The following is a 20,337-nucleotide window of genomic DNA, read 5'->3' on the forward strand; positions in this document are numbered from 1 at the left end:
TATCCGCTCAGCGGACCGGGCCCCTTGACGTCGTACCCCAGGACTACCGTCCGGCCAGCCCCAGTTCCAGGGCCAGTTCCAGCTCCAGGTCCGGTCCCAGCGCCAGCCTCGTCCCTGTCCCCGTCACCTTTGCACCCATGGCCATACCCGCACCTGTCGCAGCTGCCGTCTCCGCCGCCGCCCCCACCCGCGACTCCCGCCACAGCCACACCACGTCCCGGCCGAAGGACCACAGCAGCAGGGCCAGGGCCAGCAGTGCCACCGCGAAGTTGCCGGCGTACGGGAGCAGGTCCGCGCCGGCGACCAGCAGGCAGACGCCCTGCAGCGCGGCGACCGTCTTGCGGGCGAAGGACGGGGGGAGGGGAGCGTTGAGCCAGGGGGCCACGCGGGCCGCGGCGACGAAGGCGTAGCGCATGGTGCCGATCAGGAGGACCCAGGGGCCCAGCTCCATGGAGACGTACACGCTGAGCACCAGGATCAGGAACGCGTCGACCTCCATGTCGAAGCGCGCGCCCAGGGCCGTCGAGGTTCCCGTGCGCCGGGCCACCTTGCCGTCCACGCCGTCCAGCAGCAGGGCCACGGCCGTCAGGCCGACCAGCAGGGTCACCGGGGGCGCGCTCACGAAGGAGTCCGCCACCAGGGCCGTCACCCCGCCGACCAGGGTGGCCCGGCCCAGGGTGACCCGGTTCGCCGGGCCGAACGTGCGCAGACCCGAGCGGTGCAGTGCCCGGGAGAGCACCGCCCAGGTGGCCACGGCGAAGACGAGGCCGGTCACCCAGCCCGCGGGGCCCATGCCGATCGCCGTGCCGAGCAGGGCCAGCACCAGGATCTGCACGCCCGCTCCCACAGCGGTCTCCTGCTGGACCAGCCTCGCGTCGTAAGTGTTGTTCAGGGCCACCGCACATCCTCCGGCCAGGTGACAGGGTCGATCAAGGCCGCGTACTGTGCGCGACCTGTGCACACCTCGGTACGTGAACAACTTCCCGAACGTTCAGGAGGACGCCGATGAACCGCACCGCACGTGCGTTCTGGACCGGTTCGCCGGGCCATGGAGAGATCCGTGACGTGACCCTGCCGGACCCGGCGGAGGACGAGGTCGTCGTCCGCTCGCTGTACTCCGGGATCAGCCGCGGCACGGAGACCCTCGTCTTCCGCGGTGGGGTCCCCCAGAGCCAGCACGCGGTGATGCGGGCGCCGTTCCAGGAGGGCGACTTCCCGGCGCCCGTGAAGTACGGCTACCTCAACGTGGGGGTGGTGGAGGAGGGTGCGCAGGAGCTCGTCGGACGTACCGTCTTCTCCCTCTTCCCGCACCAGACCCGCTTCGTCGTCCCGGCGAGCGCGGTCACCGTCGTACCGGACTCGGTGCCCGCCGGACGGGCCGTCCTGGCCGGCACCGTCGAGACGGCCGTGAACGCCCTGTGGGACGCGGCGCCGCTGGTCGGCGACCGGATCGCGGTGGTCGGCGGGGGCATGGTCGGCTGCTCGGTGGCCGCGCTGCTGCGCCGCTTCCCGGGCGTGCGGGTGCAGTTGGTGGACGCCGATCCGGCACGGGCGAAGACCGCCGAGGCGCTGGGCGTCGGCTTCGCCTCCCCCGAGGAGGCGCTGGGCGGCTGCGATCTGGTGGTGCACGCCAGCGCCACCGAGCAGGGGCTCGCCCGGTCCCTGGAACTGCTGACCGCCGAGGGCACCGTCCTCGAACTGAGCTGGTACGGCGACCGCAAGGTCTCCCTGCCGCTCGGCGAGGCCTTCCACTCCCGGCGGCTGGTGATCCGCAGCAGCCAGGTCGGCACCGTCTCCCCGCGCCGCGCGAACCGGAGTTACGCCGACCGGCTCGCCCTCGCCCTGGAACTCCTCGCCGATCCCGCGCTCGACGCGCTCGTCACCGGGGAGAGCGCCTTCGACGAGCTGCCGGAGGTGATGCCCCGGCTCGCGAGCGGGGCGATTCCGGCCCTGTGTCACCGCGTTCGCTACGACAAGAGCGCCTGACCTGAGAAAAGAGTGGAAGTCGGCTGAACAAGGGGAAGCCGAGAGCCGTACTACACGGCACCCCCCGGCGGCCGATGGCCGGGGGACCAGACGCGCCGCACCTGGAGGGTCGTCCGTTGTTCAGTGTCACGGTCCGCGATCACATCATGATCGCCCACAGCTTCCACGGCGAGGTCTTCGGACCCGCTCAGCGCCTGCACGGAGCGACGTTCCTCGTGGACGCCACCTTCCGCCGCGAGCAGTTGGACGACGACAACATCGTCGTCGACATCGGCCTGGCGACCCAGGAACTGGGCGCCGTGGTCAGCGAGCTGAACTACAGGAACCTCGACAACGAGCCCGACTTCGCCGGGATCAACACCTCCACCGAGTTCCTCGCCAAGGTGATCGCCGACCGGCTCGCCGAGCGGATCCACAAGGGCGCGCTCGGTGAGGGCGCCCGGGGCGTCGCCGCCCTCTCCGTCACCCTGCACGAGTCGCACGTCGCCTGGGCGAGTTACGAGCGTGCGCTGTGACCGACGTGACCGTGGAGAAGGCCCCGCTCGCCTATCTGCCCGCGCAGCCGGCGGCACCGAAGACCGCGCCGACGGCCTCGAAGACCGCGCCGCCGGCCCTGAAGACCGCGCCGCCGGCCCTGAAGACCGGGGGAATCATCCCCATGTCCCTGCGCTCCGTGCACTTCGTCATGCCGGGCGGTGTCGACGACCCGGCGAACCCCAGCGGCGGCAACGCCTACGACCGCCGCGTCTGCCTGGACCTCCCCGGCTTCGGCTGGCAGGTCCACCAGCACCGGGTCGCCGGCGAGTGGCCCCGCCCCGGTGCCGCCGCCCGCGCCGAACTGGCCCGCACCCTGAGGGAGCTGCCCGACGGCACGGTCGTCCTGCTGGACGGGCTGGTGGCCTGCGGCGTCCCGGAGATCGTCGTACCGGAGGCGGAACGGCTGCGGCTCGCCGTCCTGGTGCACCTGCCGCTCGGCGACGAGACCGGCCTCGACCCGGTGCTCGCCGCCGAACTCGACGCAGGGGAGCGGACGGTGCTGCGCGCCGTCCCCGCGGTGATCGCCACCAGCGACTGGGCGGTCCGCCGCCTCGTCTCGCACCACGGCCTCGCCCCGGAGAAGGTGCACGAAGCCGCGCCGGGCGCCGACATCGCCCCCCTCGCCTCCGGCACCGACGGCGTCTCCCGCCTGCTGTGCGTGGCCGCGGTGACGCCCCGCAAGGGCCAGCACCGGCTGATCGAGGCGCTGGCCTCGGTGACCGACCTGCCGTGGACCTGCTCCTGCGTGGGCGGTCTCGGCCAGGACCCGGAGTACGTCGCCCACCTGCGCGGCCTCATCCGCAGGTACGGCCTCCAGGACCGGCTGGAGCTGACGGGCCCCAAGGCGGGCGCCCAGCTCGACGCCGCGTACGCCACCGCCGACCTGATGGTCCTCACCTCCTACGCCGAGACCTACGGCATGGCGGTCACCGAGGCCCTCGCCCGCGGCATTCCCGTCCTCGCCACCGACGTGGGCGGCGTGCCCGAGGCGGTCGGCCGCGCCCCCGACGGCGGTGTCCCCGGCATCCTCGTGCCGCCGGAGGACCCGGCCGCCCTCGCCGCCGAACTGCGCGGCTGGTTCGGCGAGGCGGACGTGCGGCGCCGGCTGAAGGCGGCCGCGCGGGGCCGGCGGGCGGCCCTGGGCGGCTGGGCGAGCACCGCCCAGCGCCTCGCCGGCGTCCTCGGCCGACTGCCCGGCGAGCCCAGGAGGGCGGCATGAGCAAGACCACGGCGACCCCGGCCGACCCGGCACGGCGGAGCGAACGGACCCCGGCCGGGCCCGGACCCCGGGAGGTGTCCCCGGACGGGGAGACGCAGGCGTCCGGCGTCATCGCGGGCGCCGGCCCGGTGACCCGCCCCGGCGAACGGCCGACCGTACGGCTGCGGGACGGGGAAGGGGACGGGGGCGGCACGGCGCAGGAGCCGCCCCGCTACGCCCCCGAGTGGCTGCGGCTGCGCGAGCCCGCCGACGCCGCCGCGCGGGCGGCCGGCCTGCTGGACCCGCTGCGGATCCGGCTGGCCGACCTGCCCGGCCGCACCGGCGGACTCGTCGTGCACGACCTGGGCTGCGGCACCGGCTCGATGGGCCGCTGGCTCGCCCCCCGCCTGGACGGCCCCCAGCACTGGATCCTGCACGACCGCGACCCCTACCTGCTGCACTTCGCGGCCGTCGGCTCCCCGCGGGCCGCCGCCGACGGCAGCCGGGTCACCGTCGAGACCCGGCGCGGCGACGTCGCCCGGCTGACCCCGGACGCCCTCGTCGGCGCCTCGCTGGTGACCGCGTCGGCACTGCTGGACGTCCTCACCCGCGAGGAGATCGAGACCCTCGCCGCGGCCTGCGCGGGCGCCGGCTGCCCCGCCCTGCTGACCCTCTCGGTGGCCGGGCGCGTCGAACTGACCGCCCCCGACCCGATGGACGAGGAGATCGCCGCCGCGTTCAACGACCACCAGCGGCGCGGCGGCCTCCTCGGCCCCGACGCGGTCACCGTGGCCTGCGAGGCGTTCGCCGGCCACGGCGCGACCGTGAAGGTGCACCCCAGCGCCTGGCGGCTCGGCCCCGACGAGGCCGCGCTCACCGCCCAGTGGCTGCGCGGCTGGGTCGGTGCCGCCGTCGAGGAGCGCCCCGGCCTCGCGGCCCGCGCCGAGACCTACCTCGCGGCCCGGCTGGCGGCCTGCGCGGCCGGCGAACTCCATGTCACCGTCCACCACAGCGACCTTCTCGCCCTGGCCCGGCCCACGGGCGGCCTCTGATGAGCGCGGAGACGGCGGGCGCGCGCGCCCCGGCGCCGGCGCCGTCGGCGCGGTGCGCGCGGACGGCCGTACGACGGTCCCGGCGCGACGACGCCGCACGGACCGCCGCGCACCTGCCCGCGTCCCGCACGGCGACCGTGCGCGTGTCCCCGGCTGGTACGACGACCGTGCCCGGTCCCGCGGTTGGTACGGCGACCGTGCGCGTGTCCCCGGCTGGTACGGCGGACGTGCCCGGTCCCGCGGCCGGTACGGTGGCGGTGACGTTCCCGGCGCCGGCCGGCCCCGCCGTCTCCGAGGACCGCATCGGCGTGACCGTGGCCGTCTCCGAGGACCGTACCGGCGCGATCGTGACCGAGTCGGTCCCGCGGCCGGGCGCGCGTTCCCGGTTCGCGGCACTGCGCGCCCATGGCGGCACCCTCGCCGGGGCCCTGATCCTCGGCGTTCTGTTGTGGCGGATGGGCACCGGCCCCGTCGTGGACGGGCTGCGGCGCATCGACGCCGCCACCCTGCTCCTCGGACTCGGCATCGGCGCCGTCACCACCGTGTTCAGCGCGTGGCGTTGGGCGCTGGTGGCCCGCGGACTGCGGATCCGGCTGCCGCTCGGGCCCGCCGTCGCCGACTACTACCGTTCGCTGTTCCTCAACGCGGCCCTGCCCGGCGGCATCCTCGGTGACGTGCACCGCGCCGTGCGCCACGGGCAGAGCACGGGCGACGTCGGACGCGGCGTGCGGGCCGTCGTCCTGGAGCGCACGGCGGGCCAGCTCGTGCTGGCCCTCGCCGGAGTGACGATCCTGCTGACCCTGCCGTCCCCCGTCATGGCGGACGTACGGCACTTCGCGCCGGTGGCCGCCCTCGGCGCGGTCGGCGCGCTCGCCGTCGTCCTCGCGGTGCGGATGAACTCCTCGGCGGCCCGCCGGGGCGGGCGGACGGGCAGGGCGCTCGCCGAGGCGCGCGAGGGACTGCTGTCCCGGCGCAACGGACCGGGCGTCGCCCTGTCGTCGGCGGTCGTCCTGGCCGGGCACCTGGCCACCTTCGTCGTGGCCGCCCGCGCGGCCGGCTCCGCCGCCCCGGTGCTCACGCTGCTGCCGCTGGCGGTCCTCGCGCTGCTCGCGATGGGCGTGCCGCTCAACGTCGGCGGCTGGGGACCCCGCGAGGGCGTCACCGCCTGGGCGTTCGGCGCCGCCGGGCTCGGCGCGGGCACCGGGCTCGCCGTCGCCGTCGTGTACGGGGTGCTCAGCTTCGCGGCCGCGCTGCCGGGCCTCGCCGTCCTCCTCGCCCGCTGGTGGACGGCGCGGGGGAAGACCGAGCCGCGGGACGAGGACCGGCGGACGGCGCCCGCCGCCGCACCGGACGCGGGTACCGGCGCCGCGCGTCACACGGGACCGCCCTCCGAATCCCCCGCCGTGGTCCCGGACGTCAGTATCGAGAAATACGTCCCGAAGGAATCCGTCAGGCTCGACAGGAGTTCCTTCCCCTTTTCCGCGGATCCCAGGGAGGGACGGCCGATGACGCCCGAATCGGTATAGGCGGACATTCCCAGCGTGAGCAGATGGCGACGGTCGTCCGCGGTGAAATCGGCGGACTCGTAACCGGGCCGGACGAGTTCGGGACGGGTGTGCAGCAGGATCGAGGTCTCGATCTCCCCGGCGTGCATGTCGGTGAGCAGCGAGGTCGACACCCCGGCCGCCGTCCGGGCCGCCTCCCAGTCCTCCGGGGCCGGGAAGAGCGCCATCCGCTCGCCGCGGGCGGAGGACTCCTGGACGGCGTTGCCCAGGACGTAGTTCCCGCCGTGTCCGTTGACGAGCACCAGGGCCTCGACGCCCGAGCGGCGCAGTGAGGCCGCGATGTCCTGTACCACCGCGTGAAGGGTGACGGCGGAGATGCTGACGGTTCCCGGCCAGTCCGCGTGCTCGTGCGAGCAGGCGATGGTCACCGGAGGGAGCAGGTGCACCGGATACGCGGCGGCCACCTCCCCGGCGATCGCGCACGCGACGAGCGTGTCGGTGGCCAACGGCAGGTACGGTCCGTGCTGTTCGAAGCTTCCGACGGGCAGCACCGCCACCTGGACCGGGACGTCCGCGCCGCGCGACCGCACGTCCTCGGTGGTGTCCGCCGGCACGAGTCCGTACGCCTGCGCCGTCCGCATTCCCGAACCACTCATCTTCTCCCGGCCTTTCGTCTCTGCTTAGGAACCAGATCATGACAGACAAATTCGGCGTGCTCGGCAAGAAGTCCTCCCAGCGCACCGGTGTGGAACGCGTGGTGAATGCACCGCTGCCCACCGTGTACGGCAAATTCCAGGCGATCGGTTACCTCGACCACGACCGCGGCGACGAGCAGGTGGCCCTGGTGTACGGCGACCCCGGCACCGAGAACGTGCTGACCCGGCTGCACTCGGAATGCCTCACCGGTGACGCGTTCGGCTCCCAGCACTGCGAGTGCGGCGATCAGCTCGAGTCGGCGCTGCGGGCCGTCGTCGCCGAGGGCCGGGGCATCGTCGTCTACCTGCGCGGGCACGAGGGCCGGGGCATCGGACTGCTGGGCAAGCTGCGGGCGATGGCGCTCCAGGCGGAGGGGCTGGACACCGTCGAGGCGAACGTGGCGCTGGGTTTCCCGGTGGACGCGCGGGACTACAAGGTGGCCGCCGACATCCTGCGCGACCTCGGTGTGCGCTCCGTCCGCCTGATGTCGAACAACCCGCGCAAGCGGGAGGCTCTGGTGGGCAACGGCATCCAGGTCGCCGAGGAGGTGCCGCTGCTGATCGAGCCGTGCGAGAACAACATCACGTACCTGCGCACCAAGCGGGAGCGGCTGGACCACCGCCTGCCCCACCTGGACGCGGTCGCGCACTGGTCCTGAGCGCACGGACGTGAGTGCACGTGCTGCCGGCCGCCGCGACGGACAGGGGGCGCGACGGCCGGCGCGCGTCACGGGCCCGGCGCACGACGGGCCGGCCGGGGCGTGCGAGGAGGGGGACCGGGACCACGACCGTCCGAGGGTCAGTCCCTGACCGTCCGAGGGTCAGTCCCTGACCGCTTCGTGGACCAGCCGCTTGAGGTCGGGGTAGAGCTTCAGCGACCTCCTCGGCCGTACCTGCGTGAGGAACTGGACGGTGAGGTCGCGGTCCGGGTCGACCCAGAACGTCGTCGTGGCCACCCCGCTCCAGCCGTAGGTGCCGAGTCCGGAGGGGGCCGGGGTGCGTTCCGGGTCGATCACCACGGAGACGCCGAGGCCGAAGCCGACGCCGTCGTTGCCGGGCTCGTCGTGGGCGGGGCGGCTGCCGACCGTGCGCAGGTCGGCGCCGCCGGGCAGATGGTTGCGGGTCATCAGGTCCACCGTCGCGGGCTTCAGCAGGCGTGTGCCGTCGAGTTCGCCGCCGCGGCGCAGCAACTCCATGAAGCGGTGGATGTCGTAGGCGGTCGCCACCATGCCGCCGCTCCCGGACAGGAACCGGGGCCGTCCGGACAGGGGCAGTCCGGGGATCGGCTCGATCCCGCCGTCCTCGGTGTCGCCGTACAACTCCGCGAGCCGGCCCGCCTGTTCGCCGGTGACCTGGAAACCGGCGTCGGGCATGCCGAGCGGACGGAAGATCCGTTCGGCGAGGAACTCGTCGAGGGGACGGCCGGAGACGACCTCGATGATCCGGCCGAGGACGTTGGTGGCCACCGAGTAGTTCCACTGCGTGCCGGGCTCGAACTGGAGCGGCAGACGCGCGTACGCCTCGACGGTCCCGGCCAGGTCCGAGCCGGGCAGCACCGCCGACTCCAGCCCGGCCTCCCGGTACAGGGCGTCGACCGGGTGGCAGTGGTAGAAGGCGAAGGTCAGGCCCGCGGTGTGGGTCATCAGGTGCCGTATGAGCGTCGGCTGCCCGACCGGGCGGGTCTCGAGGTCCGAGCCGGAGCCCCGGACGTACACGCGCTGGTCGGCGAAGGCCGGCAGGTGTGCGGCGACCGGGTCGTCGAGCGAGAGCCGGCCCTCCTCCACCAGCATCAGCGCGGCGACCGAGGTGACCGGCTTGGTCATCGAGTAGATCCGCCACAGCGTGTCGGACTCGACGGGGAGTCCGGCGGCGATGTCGCGGTGGCCGCGGGTGGTGAGGTGCGCGACCCGGCCGCCGCGGGCGACGGCCACGAGGAAACCGGGCAGGCGCCCCTCGTCGACGTAGTGGGCGACGTGCTGGTCGAGGCGGTCCAGCGCCTTCCCGTCCAGCCCCACCTCGCTCGGATCGACCTGTTGCCGCAGCTGTGCCATCGCTCTCCTCCGGTGCGTTCGATCAAGGCGCGGTCCGGCATACCCCGTCGGAACGGCCTCAGACCTCATCGTCGCCCAGGGACGGCGGGAAAGGAGCCCTTTCGGCAGCGTGAACGGGGCGCCCCGCGTCCCCGGGACCGGCGGCGGCCGGGCGCGACCGTCCCGGAAGCGCCCGGCACAGGGGCAGCACCGCCGCGGCCGCCACGGCGAGCACGACGAGGGGCGACCTGGTCCCGCCCGTGTCCATGAGCACGGTCGCCGACGCCACCCCGAGCACCGGCCCGATGTTCATGGCCGTCTGCTGCAGGCCGCCCGCGACCCCGGCCCACTCCGCGGGCGCCTGCCGTACGACGACGTGGGTGGCCGCGACCATCACCGTCCCGAACCCGGCGCCCACCAGGGCGAACCCGGCGCAGAAGGCGGCCGTGCCCGGGGCGGCGGCGAGCACGAGAAGACCCGCGGAGAGTACGGCTACGGCCCCCGCGACGGTTCGAACGGCGCCGGCCCGGCGCAGCAGGACGGCCGACGCCGGCGCCGCGGCCACCAGGAACACGGCCAGCGGGAGGCTGACGAGGGCCGTGTCCAGCGGGGTGAGCCCCAGGTCGTCCTGGAGGACGTACACGCAGGCGAACAGGGAGCCGTTGAGGGCCGCCGACACCACGACCAGCAGGATCAGCGCCGCCCGGACCGGCGGGGAACCGATGACGGCCGCGGGCACCAGTGGCGCCGGTGCGCGGCGCTCGTGGCGGACGAAGGCGGCACCGGCGACCACGGCCGCCACCGCGCCCGCCGCGCCGGCCGGTCCCCGGGGCGCGACGAGGGTGTGCACCAGGCAGGCCAGCGCCACCGACAGCCAGAGGGCACCGGCCAGGTCGAGAGCCGGTACGGACGCGGATACCGAGGCGGAAGAGGAGGCCGAAGAAGAAGCTGAAGCCGAAGTGGGGGCCGAAGAAGAAACCGAAGCCGAAGAAGGGGCCGAAGAAGAGGTCAAGGAAGAAGCCGGAGCCGAGGACGGAGCCGCCGCCGTCCGCACCGCACGCTCCCGCCCACCGGAGGTGAGGGCGAGCGCGCCGAAGGCCAGCGCCGGCACCACGTTCAGCAGGAACACGGCCCGCCATCCGAAGCCCGTCGTCATCGCCCCGCCCAGCATCGGACCGGCGGCGGCCGCCAGCCCGATCGCGGCCGTCCGCACGGCGATCGGCCGCCGCAGCCGGTCCGCCGGGTACGCCGAGCGCAGCATGCCGAGCGTGGCCGGCTGCAACAGCGCCCCGAACACCCCCTGCACCACCCGAAGGGCGATCACCCAGCCCACGCCCGGCGCCACCGCGACACCCACGGAGGCCGCCCCGAAGCCGAGCATGCCCACCGCGAACGTACGCCGATGGCCGTACCGGTCGCCGAGCCGCCCGGCGAACACCAACAGGCCCGCCACGGCGACGAGGTACCCGGTGCTGGTCCACTGGACCTGGGCGAAGGTGGCGTCCAGGTCGCGTCGCAGGGTGGGCTGGGCGACGGTGAGGACGGTGCCGTCCAGGGCCACGACCACGGCACCGGCCACACTGCTCACCAGGGTCGGCGGCCGCTTCACCGGTCGGCCTCCGGCCCCAGGTGCGCGTCGAGTGCCGTCCGCAGCAGCGGCTCGAACTCCTGCGTTTCCGTTGCGAGTTGCAGACTTCCCCAGCTCCACAGCTGGGCGATGCCGTGCAGGTTCGCCCACAGTGCCGCCGTGACCGCACGGGCGTCGGCGCCGGGCCGCACCCGACCGACCAGGTCCACCAGCACGCCGAACAGCGGGAGACTGGTGTCGCGGAGCCCCAGGTGGCCGCTCTCCAACAGGTCGTGACGGAACATCAGCTCGTACATGCCGGGGTTGCCGAGGGCGAACTCCAGGTAGGCGCGACCCAGTTCGGTGATCTGTTCGCGGGCGGACGCGGTGCCGTCGCCGCGGGCCACCGCCACCCGGCCGGCCAGGTCGGTGAAGCCCCTGCGGGCGATGGCCGACAGCAGTTCCAGGTGGGTGGGGAAGTGGCGGCGCGGGGCCCCGTGCGAGACGCCCGCCCGGCGGGCGATCTCCCGCAGGGTCAGTGCCCCGGCGCCCTCCCGGGCCAGCAGTTCCACACCGACGTCGACCAGCCGGACCCGCAGGTCCGCCCCCGGCTTCTCCTCATCGTTCATGGACAGTGTCTACCAGCTGGCCGTAGACACTGTCTACCATGGCGTGCGGGTGTTCGCCCGGGAATGCGGACGCGTCCCGCACCGGTTGTGCCGACATGACTCAGGACTCGACGCAGCACGCCCTGCTCGCCCTGCTCTCCGACGGCCGCGGCGGGGTGTTGGTCACCCTCAAGCGGGACGGGCGCCCGCAGCTGTCCAACGTCAGCCACCACTACTACCCGGACGAGGGCGTCATCCGGATCTCCGTCACCGACGACCGGGCGAAGACCCGCAACCTGCGCCGCGACCCGCGCGCCTCCTACCACGTCTCCGCGCCCGACCATCGTGCCTACACGGTCGTCGAGGGCGCTGCCGAGCTCTCGCCGGTGGCCGGGCACCCCTACGACGACACGGTCGAGGAACTCGTCCGGCTCTACCGCGACGTCCAGGGAGAACACCCCGACTGGGAGGACTACCGCGCCGCCATGGTCCGCGACCGCCGCCTCGTGGTGCGCGTACGCGTGGAGCGGGCCTACGGCATCCCCGGGAGGGGCGACGACGGGTAGCGGGTCCCGGCCCGCCGGGCGCGGGGGTTCCGCCCGACGCGCCGGCGCGCCCCCGCCGCCCGGGCTGCGAGGGCTGCGGGGGCAGGCCGCCGACCTGGGAAGAGGCGCCTCGCGATGCCCCTCGCCGGCCGAAGCCACCGCCGTCGGGAACGAGTGGCGTGACCGTCGACGATCCGGACGGCCGCCGGCCGGTGGGGTGCCGGCGCGGAGGGTCCCAGGGGTGACCGCCGGCACGCCCGGGCCCCCGGAGCCGCTGCCGGCGTCCGGGGGCCCGGGCGGCCCGGGGGCCGCGGTCGCTCAGGCCGTCACCGTCTCCCGCCGGGCCGCCTCCGGGCGGGTGCGCTCGCCCAGCTCCTCGGTGGGCACCTTCGCCGTCTCGCGGGCGGACAGCGCCGCGATCACCGGGGGCACGCACAGCGCCGCGGTGAACAGGGCCACCGCCGACCAGTCGTCGCCGTCCGGGCCGGCGATCCGCGCGGCGAAGGTGACCGCGAAACCGGCCACGGCGAAGCCGATCTGGGTGCCGATCGCCATGCCGGACAGCCGCACGCGGGTGGAGAACATCTCGCCGTAGAAGGAGGGCCACACCCCGTTGGCGGCGCTGTAGACGACGCCGAAGGCGACGATGCCGAGGACCAGGGTCAGCGGGTAGGAGCCGGTGGAGATCGCCCACAGGTAGAGGAACATCGCCCCGGCGCTGCCGGCCGCGCCGACCAGGAACACCGGACGGCGGCCGACGCGGTCGGACAGCGTGGCCCACAGGGGGATCGCCGCCAGCGCGACCAGGTTCGCCAGCGCGCCCACCCACAGCATCGAGGAGCGGCTCATCCCCACCGAGTCGCTGGTGGCGTACGCCAGCGCCCACACCGTGAAGATGGTGGAGACCGAGGCGACGAGCGCGCACGCGACGACCCGCAGCACGTCCGCCCAGTGCTCGCGCAGCAGCACCGCGAGCGGCAGTTTGACGATCCCCTCGCTCTTCGCCTGCTGGGCGAAGGCCGGCGTCTCGTCGAGCTTGCGGCGGATGACGTAACCGGCGACGGCGACCCCGATGCTCAGCCAGAACGGCACCCGCCAGCCCCACGCCAGCAACTGGTCCTCGGGCAGGGCGGCGATGGGCAGGAAGACCAGCGTGGCCAGGAGCTGGCCGCCCTGCGTGCCGCTGAGGGTGAAGCTGGTGAAGAAGCCGCGCCGGTGGGGTGGCGCGTGCTCCAGCGTCATGGAGTTGGCGCTGGCCTGCTCACCGGCCGCGGAGATGCCCTGCAGGACCCGGCACAGCACCAGCAGCACCGGGGCGAGGGTGCCGACCTGGTCCCGGGTGGGCAGGCAGCCGATGAGGAAGGTCGACACGCCCATGAGGATCAGCGTGAACACCATGATCTTCTTACGGCCCACCCGGTCCCCGAAGTGGCCGAGGAACAGCGCGCCGACCGGACGGGCGGCGTAGGCGACGCCGAAGGTGGCCAGTGAGAGCAGCGTCGCCGTGGCCGGGTCGGACTCGTCGAAGAAGACCTCGGGGAAGATCAGCGCCGCCGCGCTGCCGTAGATGAAGAAGTCGTAGTACTCCAGGGCGCTGCCGATCCAGGCGGCGGTCGCGGCCTTCTTCGGCTGGCCGGGCGGGGCGGCGTCGTGGGGTGCTGCGGGGACGGACACGGCGTGCTCCTTCGGGGAAACTCCAACGTACGCGGAGTGAGGGAGGGCGAGGGAGGGGCGAAGGGGCCGGTTCCCTGGGGTGGCGGGGCGGCACTGCCGGGCGCTACCCGGCTAATTAACGCACTGGATAGTTAGTAGCGGTTGGGTAGGGATGTTGCGCCCGTGTTTCGCCGCTGTCAAGAGGTCCCACCGGACGGAATCGGTCCGCCGTCCGCCCCTGGCGGGCGCCCCGCCGCCGGTCCGCCGTACGGCCGGCATGCTTCCCGCCGCCGGTCCGCCGTACGGCCGGCCTCAGTCCGCCGCGCGCTCCGCCGTCAGATAGGCGATCACCATGTCGCCGAGCATGGCGCGGTAGTGCTCGCGCTGCGCCGGGTCGACCAGGTCGCGGCCGAACAGGGCGCCGAAGGTGTGCCGGTTGGCCACCCGGAAGAAACAGAACGAGCTGATCATCGCGTGCAGGTCGACGGCGTCGACGTCGGCCGTGAACAGGCCGGACTCCTGCCCGGAGGCCAGGATGCGGCGGATCACGTCGAGGGCCGGGGAGCCGATCTTCCCGAGCTTCTCGGAGGCGGCGATGTGCTCGGCGCCGTGGATGTTCTCGATGCTGACCAGGCGGATGAAGTCGGGATGCTGCTCATGGTGGTCGAAGGTCAGCTCCGCCAGCCGGCGGATGGCCGCGACCGGGTCCAGGTGCTCCACGTCGAGCTGCTGCTCGGTGTCCCGGATCACGCCGTACGCCCGCTCCAGGACGGCGGTGAACAGCTGCTCCTTGCCGCCGAAGTAGTAATAGATCATGCGCTTGGTGGTGCGGGTGCGGGCGGCGATCTCGTCGACGCGGGCGCCGTCGTACCCGGCCCGCGCGAACTCCTGGGTGGCCACGTCGAGGATCTCGGCCTGGGTGCGGGCGGCGTCGCGGATCCGTCCGTGCGGTCGTGCCGGTTCGTCGACGCTGGTCATCAGGTTCCTTCGGCGTAGGGCTTGGGCGTGGGACGTGGAGCTGGGGCGCACCGCGGGAGACGCGGGGGCTGGGAGTGTGCCCGGCGTACCTCCTTCGGCGTGCCGTGATTCTAGAAGCCGACGTGCTCCTCGTTCGGCGGGAGGTCTTCCCCCGCGGCCCGACTCGGTGTTATGACTAACTCACCAGTTCGTACATTAGTCGGCCGCTCAGGAGGTCCGCCGTGACCAAGGACGTGTCCCACGCGACGCAGGACTCGTATCTCGTCGGACTGATCGGTTCCGGCATCGGTCCGTCGCTCAGTCCCGCGCTGCACGAGCGCGAGGCGGACCGGCAGGGGCTGCGCTATCTCTACCGGCTGCTCGACCTCGACGTCCTCGGGGTGCCGCCGGAGGCGGTGGGCGACCTGGTGCGGGCCGCGCGCCACCTCGGCTTCGACGGCCTGAACGTCACGCATCCCTGCAAGCAGCTCGTCATCCCGCACCTCGACGGTCTCGCGCCGCAGGCCGAGGCGCTGGGTGCGGTCAACACGGTCGTCCTCGAGGGCGGCCGGGCCGTCGGCCACAACACGGACGTCACCGGGTTCGCCGCCTCTTTCGCGCGCGGTCTGCCGGACGTGCCGCTGGAGCGGGTGGTGCAGCTGGGCGCGGGTGGCGCGGGCGCGGCCGTCGCGCACGCCACGCTCACCCTCGGCGCCGGCCGGGTGACCGTCGTGGACGCGCTGCCCGAGCGGGCCGCCGCCCTCGCCGACTCCCTGAACCGGCATTTCGGCGCGGGCCGGGCGGACTCCGCGGCCCCGGACCGCCTCGTCGGTCTGCTCGCGCGGGCCGACGGCATCGTGCACGCCACTCCGACCGGCATGGCCGCCCACCCCGGCCTGCCCTTCCCGGCCCGGCTGCTGCACCCCGGACTGTGGGTCGCCGAGGTCGTCTACCGGCCCCTGGAGACCGAGCTGCTGCGCGCAGCCCGCGCGGCCGGCTGCGCCACCCTCGACGGCGGCGGCATGGCCGTCTTCCAGGCCGCGGACGCGTTCCGGCTCATCACCGGCCGGGAACCCGACAGCTCGCGCATGCTCGCCGACATCACGGAACTGGCCGGCGCGGTCCCGGTAACGGAGTAGCCCGAGGGCGCGCGGTCCGGTACCGGAGCAGCCCGAGGGCGCGCGGGTCCCGGGACCCGCCCGGCGTCCCACGCGCACCGGCCCGCCCACCGCCACCGCGTGTGGCGGCCCGCCGCTCCGGACCGCGGCCCCCGGCGGGCTCCCACCCACCCCCGAGCCACCCCCGAGAACCGCCGCTCCCCGGTAGCCGGCACACCTCCGAACCGCGGCTCCCTGATACCCAGCCTCCGACCGCACCGCCCTGATACCCAGCCACCCGACCGCACCGCCCCGATACACCGCCCCCCCCGACCGTACAGCCCCCGCCCGCGGCCCCACCCGGTGCCTCCAAGCCCCGCCCCGCGCCACCCCGCCCCGCCGCGCGCAGCACGACGAAGAGAGGTACCCAGGTGCGTACGTCCATCGCCACCGTCTCCCTCAGCGGATCCCTCACCGGCAAACTCACGGCCGCGGCCCGGGCCGGCTTCGACGGCGTCGAGATCTTCGAGAACGACCTGCTCGCCAGCCCCCTCACCCCCGAGGAGATCCGCGCCCGCTGCGCCGACCTCGGCCTCACCGTCGACCTCTACCAGCCGATGCGGGACGTCGAGGCGGTGCCCGCCGACACGTTCGCCCGCAACCTGCGCCGCGCCCGCGCCAAGTTCTCGCTGATGAACCGGCTCGGCGCCGACACCGTCCTGGTCTGCTCCAGCGTCTCCCCGCTCGCCGAGGACGACGACGCCCTCGCCGCCGAACAGCTAGCCCGGCTCGCCGACCTCGCCCAGGACTTCGGCGTCCGCGTCGCCTACGAGGCGCTCGCCTGGGGACGGCACGTCAGCACGTACGACCACGCCTGGCGCATCGTCGAGAGCGCCGGACACCCCGCGCTCGGCACCTGCCTGGACAGCTTCCACATTCTGTCCCGCGGCTCCGACCCGAAGCCGATCGAGGACATCCCCGGCGAGAAGATCTTCTTCCTCCAGCTCGCCGACGCACCGCTGCCCGCGATGGACGTCCTGCAGTGGTCCCGCCACCACCGCCGGTTCCCCGGCCAGGGCGGCTTCGACGTGGCGGGCCTCCTGCGGCACGTGCTGCGCACCGGATACGACGGCCCGCTCTCCCTGGAGGTCTTCAACGACGTGTTCCGGCAGGCCGAGGCCGGCCCGACCGCCGTGGACGCCCGCCGATCCCTGCTCCTCCTCCAGGAACAGGCCGGCCTCGGCGACCTGCCCGCGCCGGTCGTCCCCACCGGTGTCGCCTTCGCCGAACTGGTCACCCCCGACGCCGAGCCCGTCACCGCCCTCCTCGGCGCCCTCGGCTTCGCCCGCACCGCCCGCCACCGCGGCAAACCCGTCGAACTGTGGGAGCGCGGCGAGGCCCGCGTCCTGGTCAACACCGGCCCGGCCGCCCCCTCCCACTCCCGGCGCCGCCCGACCGGGGCGACCCCCGCCGACGGCACCCGCCTGGCCGCCGTCGGACTGGAGTCGCCGGACCCGGCCGGCGCCGCCCGCCGCGCCGAGGCCCTCCTCGCCCCCGTCCTGCCGCGCCGCCGCGCCCCCGAGGACGCCCCGCTGGACGCCGTGGCCGCCCCCGACGGCACCGAACTCTTCTTCTGCGCGACGAACCGGCCCCCGCTCCCGGACTGGCGGGCCGACTTCGCGGACCTGCCGGGCGGCGCCGCCCCGCGGGACGGCGTCCGTATCGACCACCTCTCCCTCACCCAGCCCTGGCACCACTTCGACGAGGCGGTCCTCTTCCACCGCGGCGTGCTCGGCCTCGACGCCCAGGAGAGCGTCGACGTCGCCGACCCCTACGGGCTGCTGCGCAGCCGCGCCGTCAGCACCGCCGACGGCGCCGTCCGCATCCCCCTCACGGTCGGTGCCGCGCCCGGCGACGACACCGCCCACGTCCGGCACATCGCCCTGGCCGTCCCCGACGTGGTCGCGGCGGCCCGCCGCTTCACCGGGGCCGGCGGCCGCCTCCTGCCGATCCCCGCGAACTACCACGACGACCTGGCCGCCCGGTACGAGTTCGCCGACGGCGAGCTGGAGACGTACCGCGAGCTGGGCATCCTCTACGACCGGGACGCGCACGGCGTCTTCCGGCACTGCTACACCCGCACCGTCGGCCGCGTCTTCCTCGAACTGGTCCAGCGCGACGGCGGCTACCGGGGCTACGGCGCCGTCAACGCGCCGGTGCGGCTGGCGGCCCAGCACGCCGAGCGCTGACCGGCGGGCACCGGCCCGCCCTACTGGCGGCTGACCGTCCTCGTCACACCGGCGACGACGGTCGTGGCGAGGATCCAGCCGGTGAGGATCAGGACGTAGGACAGGCTCTGGTGCCAGCCGGACGGGGCGAACGCGGACTCCTGACCGAACGAGATGACCGGCAGGAGCAGGTCGAGCGTGTAGAAGACCGGGTCGAAGTCGGGGGCCTCGGACGCCTTGAGCGCCCGCGGGTGCTCCAGCGCGAACGCCACCGAACCGGCCGCCAGCAGCGACAGCAGCCATACGGCGGCCCGCAGCGGGCGGAAGCCGTAGCCGACGGCCGCGTCCTGGAGGTGTCCCCACAGCCGGCCGTACCAGGGCAGCGTGCCCCGGTGCCGGCGCAGCTTGGCGAGCTGCACCAGCCGGGCGGCCCGGTCGTCACCGGTGTGGCGGTAGGCGGCGGTGAGCTGCTCGTAGGCGTGCGGGTCGAACGCGCCGTCGTCGCGCTCCAGCATGGGCAGCCGGCGTTCGACGGGCTCGTGCGGGGTGAGGAAGGTGTAGGTGAGGTCGAGCAGGCGCACCTGGTCGGGCAGCATCTCCGGCTCGACGTGGAGCTGGTTGATCTCGGCGCGCCGCAGGTTGAGCCTGCCCTCGATCGGCGGGCCCCCGCGCAGCCACAGCTCGCCGACCGCACAGCTGCTGGCGCGCAGGGCGGTGCCGCCGGGGCAGGAGAGCGTCGCGTACAGCAGGTCGATCCGGCCGGGTATGCGTGCGCCGCGCAGGTCGATCCGGCCGTGGGCGCGCAGTCGGCGGCCGATGAGGTTGGCGCCGACCTCGAGGGACTCCCCGTCCAGGACGTGTGCCCCCGGGTTGCCGAGTTCGGCTTCCTCCAGGTCGATCGAGCCGGCCACGCTCGCGCCGTCCAGCCGGATCAGGCCGTGGGTGCGCAGACCCCGGGCGCAGACGTCGTCGTCGACGGAGGTCCGGTTGAGCTGGAGCACGGTCCGCGCCGGGCCGTCGGCGCCCGTCTCCACGCCCGCTTCCGCGCCGATCTCCGCGTCGTCGAGGTACAGGGCCCCCGAGATCTGGGCCCCGACGAGGCTCACCACGCCGTCGACACGACAGCCGGTCATGCGCAGTCCGCCGTCGATCCGGGAGTGCGCCGCCGACAGGCCCGGCAGTACGGAGTCGCGCAGGGTGACGTAGCCGAGCTGGGCGCCGGAGAGGCGCGGTGCCTCGTCGAAGCGGCAGTGGTGGAGGCGGATGACGCTGTCGACGGTCGCGTACCGCAGGTCGAGCACGCCGGTGATGCGGGCCCCCGCCACCCTGAGTGCCGCCACTTCGCCCGGTTCCCGGGGTCCGTTGAGGAGCAGCGTCCGCAACACGGCTGCCCGCAGGGTCCGTTCGGGTCCGTCGGTGCCGTCGGTGCCGTCGGTCCGGAAGTCCACGGTCCGCGCCGTGGCGAAGGCCCGCCAGACGCGCTGTTCGGCCGGTGTCAGATCGTTGATCTCCATCAGCCGCGACTCTGGCGGGCCCTCCGTGCGGTGTCAACCAGCATTCGACGGACCGTCAACACCCTTGGCGTGCCCGGTGAGTGGCGGGCGGTCCGGCCGGGGGCGCCGACCGGACCCGCTCCGCCTTCTCCCGGGAGTTCCCCGCGGCCGGACCTACTGCTCGGCCGACTCGACGGCGTGGCCGCCGAACTGGTTGCGCAGGGCGGCGATCATCTTCATCTGGGGCGAGTCCTCCTGGCGGGAGGCGAACCGTGCGAACAGCGAGGCCGTGATGGCCGGGAGCGGCACCGCGTTGTCGATGGCGGCCTCCACGGTCCAGCGGCCTTCTCCGGAGTCCTGTGCGTAGCCGCGCAGCTTGTCCAGGTGCTCGTCCTCGTCGAGGGCGTCGACCGCCAGGTCGAGGAGCCAGGAGCGGATGACCGTGCCCTCCTGCCAGGAGCGGAACACCTCGCGCACGTCGGTGACCGAGTCGACCTTCTCCAGCAGCTCCCAGCCCTCGGCGTAGGCCTGCATCATGGCGTACTCGATGCCGTTGTGGACCATCTTCGAGAAGTGGCCGGCGCCGACCTTGCCCGCGTGGACATAACCGTACGGGCCCTCCGGCTTGAGCGCGTCGAAGATCGGCCGGAGCCGGTCGACGTGCTCCTGCTCGCCGCCGACCATCAGGGCGTAGCCGTTCTCCAGGCCCCACACACCGCCCGAGACGCCGGCGTCGACGAAGCCGATGCCCTTGGCACCCAGTTCCGCGGCGTGCTTCTCGTCGTCCGTCCAGCGGGAGTTGCCGCCGTCCACGACGGTGTCGCCGGCCTCCAGAAGGCCGCCCAGCTCGTCGACGACGGACTGCGTGGCGGCACCGGCCGGGACCATCACCCAGACCGTGCGCGGCGCTTCGAGGCTCTCCACGAGTTCGGCGAGGCCGCTCACGTCGGACAGGTCGGGGTTGCGGTCGTAGCCGACGACGGTGTGGCCCGCGCGGCGGATCCGCTCGCGCATGTTGCCGCCCATCTTGCCGAGACCGATCAGACCCAGCTGCATGTCAGTGCACTTCCTTCAGTTCACGGTAGGCGGCCACGAGGGCCTTCGTGGAGGGGTCCAGGCCGGGGACGTCGGTGCCTTCGGTGAGGGCGGGTTCGACGCGCTTGGCGAGGACCTTGCCGAGTTCGAC

Annotated in this window: 17 protein-coding genes and 1 pseudogene; 9 read left to right on the top strand and 9 right to left on the bottom strand. The window is 74.0% G+C overall.

Annotated features, from left to right (window positions below; translation table 11 throughout):
- Nucleotides 1-43: 43 nt before the first annotated feature.
- Complete coding sequence (locus tag ACGFQC_RS33565) at nucleotides 44-898, bottom strand: CDP-alcohol phosphatidyltransferase family protein (protein WP_363088839.1); 855 nt, start codon at nucleotides 896-898, stop codon at nucleotides 44-46.
- 107 nt (nucleotides 899-1,005) lie between these two features.
- Here ACGFQC_RS33565 and ACGFQC_RS33570 point away from each other — a divergent pair, with 107 nt between their 5' ends.
- The 5 genes and pseudogenes from ACGFQC_RS33570 to ACGFQC_RS33590 all read left to right on the top strand — a co-directional run.
- Nucleotides 1,006-1,986 carry a zinc-binding alcohol dehydrogenase gene (locus ACGFQC_RS33570; protein ID WP_363088840.1) on the top strand — a complete coding sequence of 327 codons (981 nt, stop codon included), beginning with the start codon at nucleotides 1,006-1,008 and terminating at the stop codon, nucleotides 1,984-1,986.
- A gap of 116 nt (nucleotides 1,987-2,102) precedes the next feature.
- On the top strand, nucleotides 2,103-2,501 hold the full coding sequence (locus ACGFQC_RS33575; RefSeq protein WP_363088841.1) for a 6-carboxytetrahydropterin synthase: 399 nt from the start codon (nucleotides 2,103-2,105) through the stop codon (nucleotides 2,499-2,501).
- Nucleotides 2,498-3,742: a glycosyltransferase family 4 protein gene (locus ACGFQC_RS33580; RefSeq protein ID WP_363088842.1), complete on the top strand. Its 1,245-nt coding sequence runs from the start codon at nucleotides 2,498-2,500 to the stop codon at nucleotides 3,740-3,742. Before ACGFQC_RS33575 ends, ACGFQC_RS33580 begins: the two co-directional genes overlap by 4 nt.
- Entirely contained in the window at nucleotides 3,739-4,773 is a 1,035-nt protein-coding gene (locus ACGFQC_RS33585) for a class I SAM-dependent methyltransferase (protein ID WP_363088843.1), read from the top strand. The genes ACGFQC_RS33580 and ACGFQC_RS33585 overlap by 4 nt, the downstream gene beginning before the upstream one ends.
- Nucleotides 4,774-5,228: 455 nt before the next feature.
- Nucleotides 5,229-5,966 (top strand): annotated as a pseudogene (locus ACGFQC_RS33590) (YbhN family protein); the annotation flags it as partial.
- Between the two features lie 179 nt (nucleotides 5,967-6,145).
- Here the strand turns inward: ACGFQC_RS33590 and ACGFQC_RS33595 are convergent.
- On the bottom strand, nucleotides 6,146-6,934 hold the full coding sequence (locus tag ACGFQC_RS33595) for a creatininase family protein (protein ID WP_363088844.1): 789 nt from the start codon (nucleotides 6,932-6,934) through the stop codon (nucleotides 6,146-6,148).
- Between the two features lie 38 nt (nucleotides 6,935-6,972).
- On the opposite strand from ACGFQC_RS33595, the gene ribA reads away from it, so the two are divergent.
- Nucleotides 6,973-7,632 (top strand): GTP cyclohydrolase II, encoded by a 660-nt coding sequence (ribA, locus tag ACGFQC_RS33600; protein WP_363088845.1) that lies wholly within the window; start codon nucleotides 6,973-6,975, stop codon nucleotides 7,630-7,632.
- A 162-nt stretch (nucleotides 7,633-7,794) separates the two neighbouring features.
- On the opposite strand, the gene ACGFQC_RS33605 is transcribed toward ribA, so the two are convergent.
- From ACGFQC_RS33605 to ACGFQC_RS33615, 3 genes are read right to left on the bottom strand one after another with little or no spacing between them, the layout of a single operon-like run.
- Complete coding sequence (locus ACGFQC_RS33605; protein WP_363088846.1) at nucleotides 7,795-9,024, bottom strand: serine hydrolase domain-containing protein; 1,230 nt, start codon at nucleotides 9,022-9,024, stop codon at nucleotides 7,795-7,797.
- Nucleotides 9,025-9,082: 58 nt separating this feature from the next.
- The gene (locus ACGFQC_RS33610; RefSeq protein WP_363088847.1) at nucleotides 9,083-10,612 is read right to left on the bottom strand and encodes an MFS transporter; all 1,530 of its coding nucleotides are present in this window, start codon (nucleotides 10,610-10,612) and stop codon (nucleotides 9,083-9,085) included.
- Nucleotides 10,609-11,199, bottom strand: coding sequence for a TetR/AcrR family transcriptional regulator (locus ACGFQC_RS33615; protein ID WP_363088848.1), 591 nt, complete (start codon nucleotides 11,197-11,199; stop codon nucleotides 10,609-10,611). The genes ACGFQC_RS33610 and ACGFQC_RS33615 overlap by 4 nt, the downstream gene beginning before the upstream one ends.
- 95 nt (nucleotides 11,200-11,294) lie before the next feature.
- Here ACGFQC_RS33615 and ACGFQC_RS33620 point away from each other — a divergent pair, with 95 nt between their 5' ends.
- Nucleotides 11,295-11,744: a PPOX class F420-dependent oxidoreductase gene (locus tag ACGFQC_RS33620; protein ID WP_363088849.1), complete on the top strand. Its 450-nt coding sequence runs from the start codon at nucleotides 11,295-11,297 to the stop codon at nucleotides 11,742-11,744.
- Nucleotides 11,745-12,041: 297 nt separating this feature from the next.
- On the opposite strand, the gene ACGFQC_RS33625 is transcribed toward ACGFQC_RS33620, so the two are convergent.
- Nucleotides 12,042-13,397 (bottom strand): MFS transporter, encoded by a 1,356-nt coding sequence (locus ACGFQC_RS33625; RefSeq protein ID WP_363088850.1) that lies wholly within the window; start codon nucleotides 13,395-13,397, stop codon nucleotides 12,042-12,044.
- Nucleotides 13,398-13,688: 291 nt separating this feature from the next.
- Entirely contained in the window at nucleotides 13,689-14,354 is a 666-nt protein-coding gene (locus ACGFQC_RS33630) for a TetR/AcrR family transcriptional regulator (protein WP_363088851.1), read from the bottom strand.
- Nucleotides 14,355-14,575: 221 nt separating this feature from the next.
- Here ACGFQC_RS33630 and ACGFQC_RS33635 point away from each other — a divergent pair, with 221 nt between their 5' ends.
- Together ACGFQC_RS33635 and ACGFQC_RS33640 are read left to right on the top strand one after the other, a co-directional pair.
- Nucleotides 14,576-15,472 carry a shikimate dehydrogenase gene (locus ACGFQC_RS33635; RefSeq protein WP_393289081.1) on the top strand — a complete coding sequence of 299 codons (897 nt, stop codon included), beginning with the start codon at nucleotides 14,576-14,578 and terminating at the stop codon, nucleotides 15,470-15,472.
- A 389-nt stretch (nucleotides 15,473-15,861) separates the two neighbouring features.
- Nucleotides 15,862-17,679: a TIM barrel protein gene (locus ACGFQC_RS33640; protein WP_363088852.1), complete on the top strand. Its 1,818-nt coding sequence runs from the start codon at nucleotides 15,862-15,864 to the stop codon at nucleotides 17,677-17,679.
- A 20-nt stretch (nucleotides 17,680-17,699) separates the two neighbouring features.
- On the opposite strand, the gene ACGFQC_RS33645 is transcribed toward ACGFQC_RS33640, so the two are convergent.
- A complete protein-coding gene (locus tag ACGFQC_RS33645) occupies nucleotides 17,700-19,172 on the bottom strand; it encodes a membrane-associated oxidoreductase (protein ID WP_363088853.1) in 1,473 nt (490 codons plus the stop codon).
- 153 nt (nucleotides 19,173-19,325) lie between these two features.
- Nucleotides 19,326-20,207 (bottom strand): phosphogluconate dehydrogenase (NAD(+)-dependent, decarboxylating), encoded by an 882-nt coding sequence (gene gnd / locus ACGFQC_RS33650; RefSeq protein WP_393289082.1) that lies wholly within the window; start codon nucleotides 20,205-20,207, stop codon nucleotides 19,326-19,328.
- Nucleotides 20,208-20,337: the final 130 nt, after the last annotated feature.

The organism is Streptomyces sp. NPDC048734 (assembly GCF_043198675.1).
Lineage (GTDB): Bacteria > Actinomycetota > Actinomycetes > Streptomycetales > Streptomycetaceae > Streptomyces.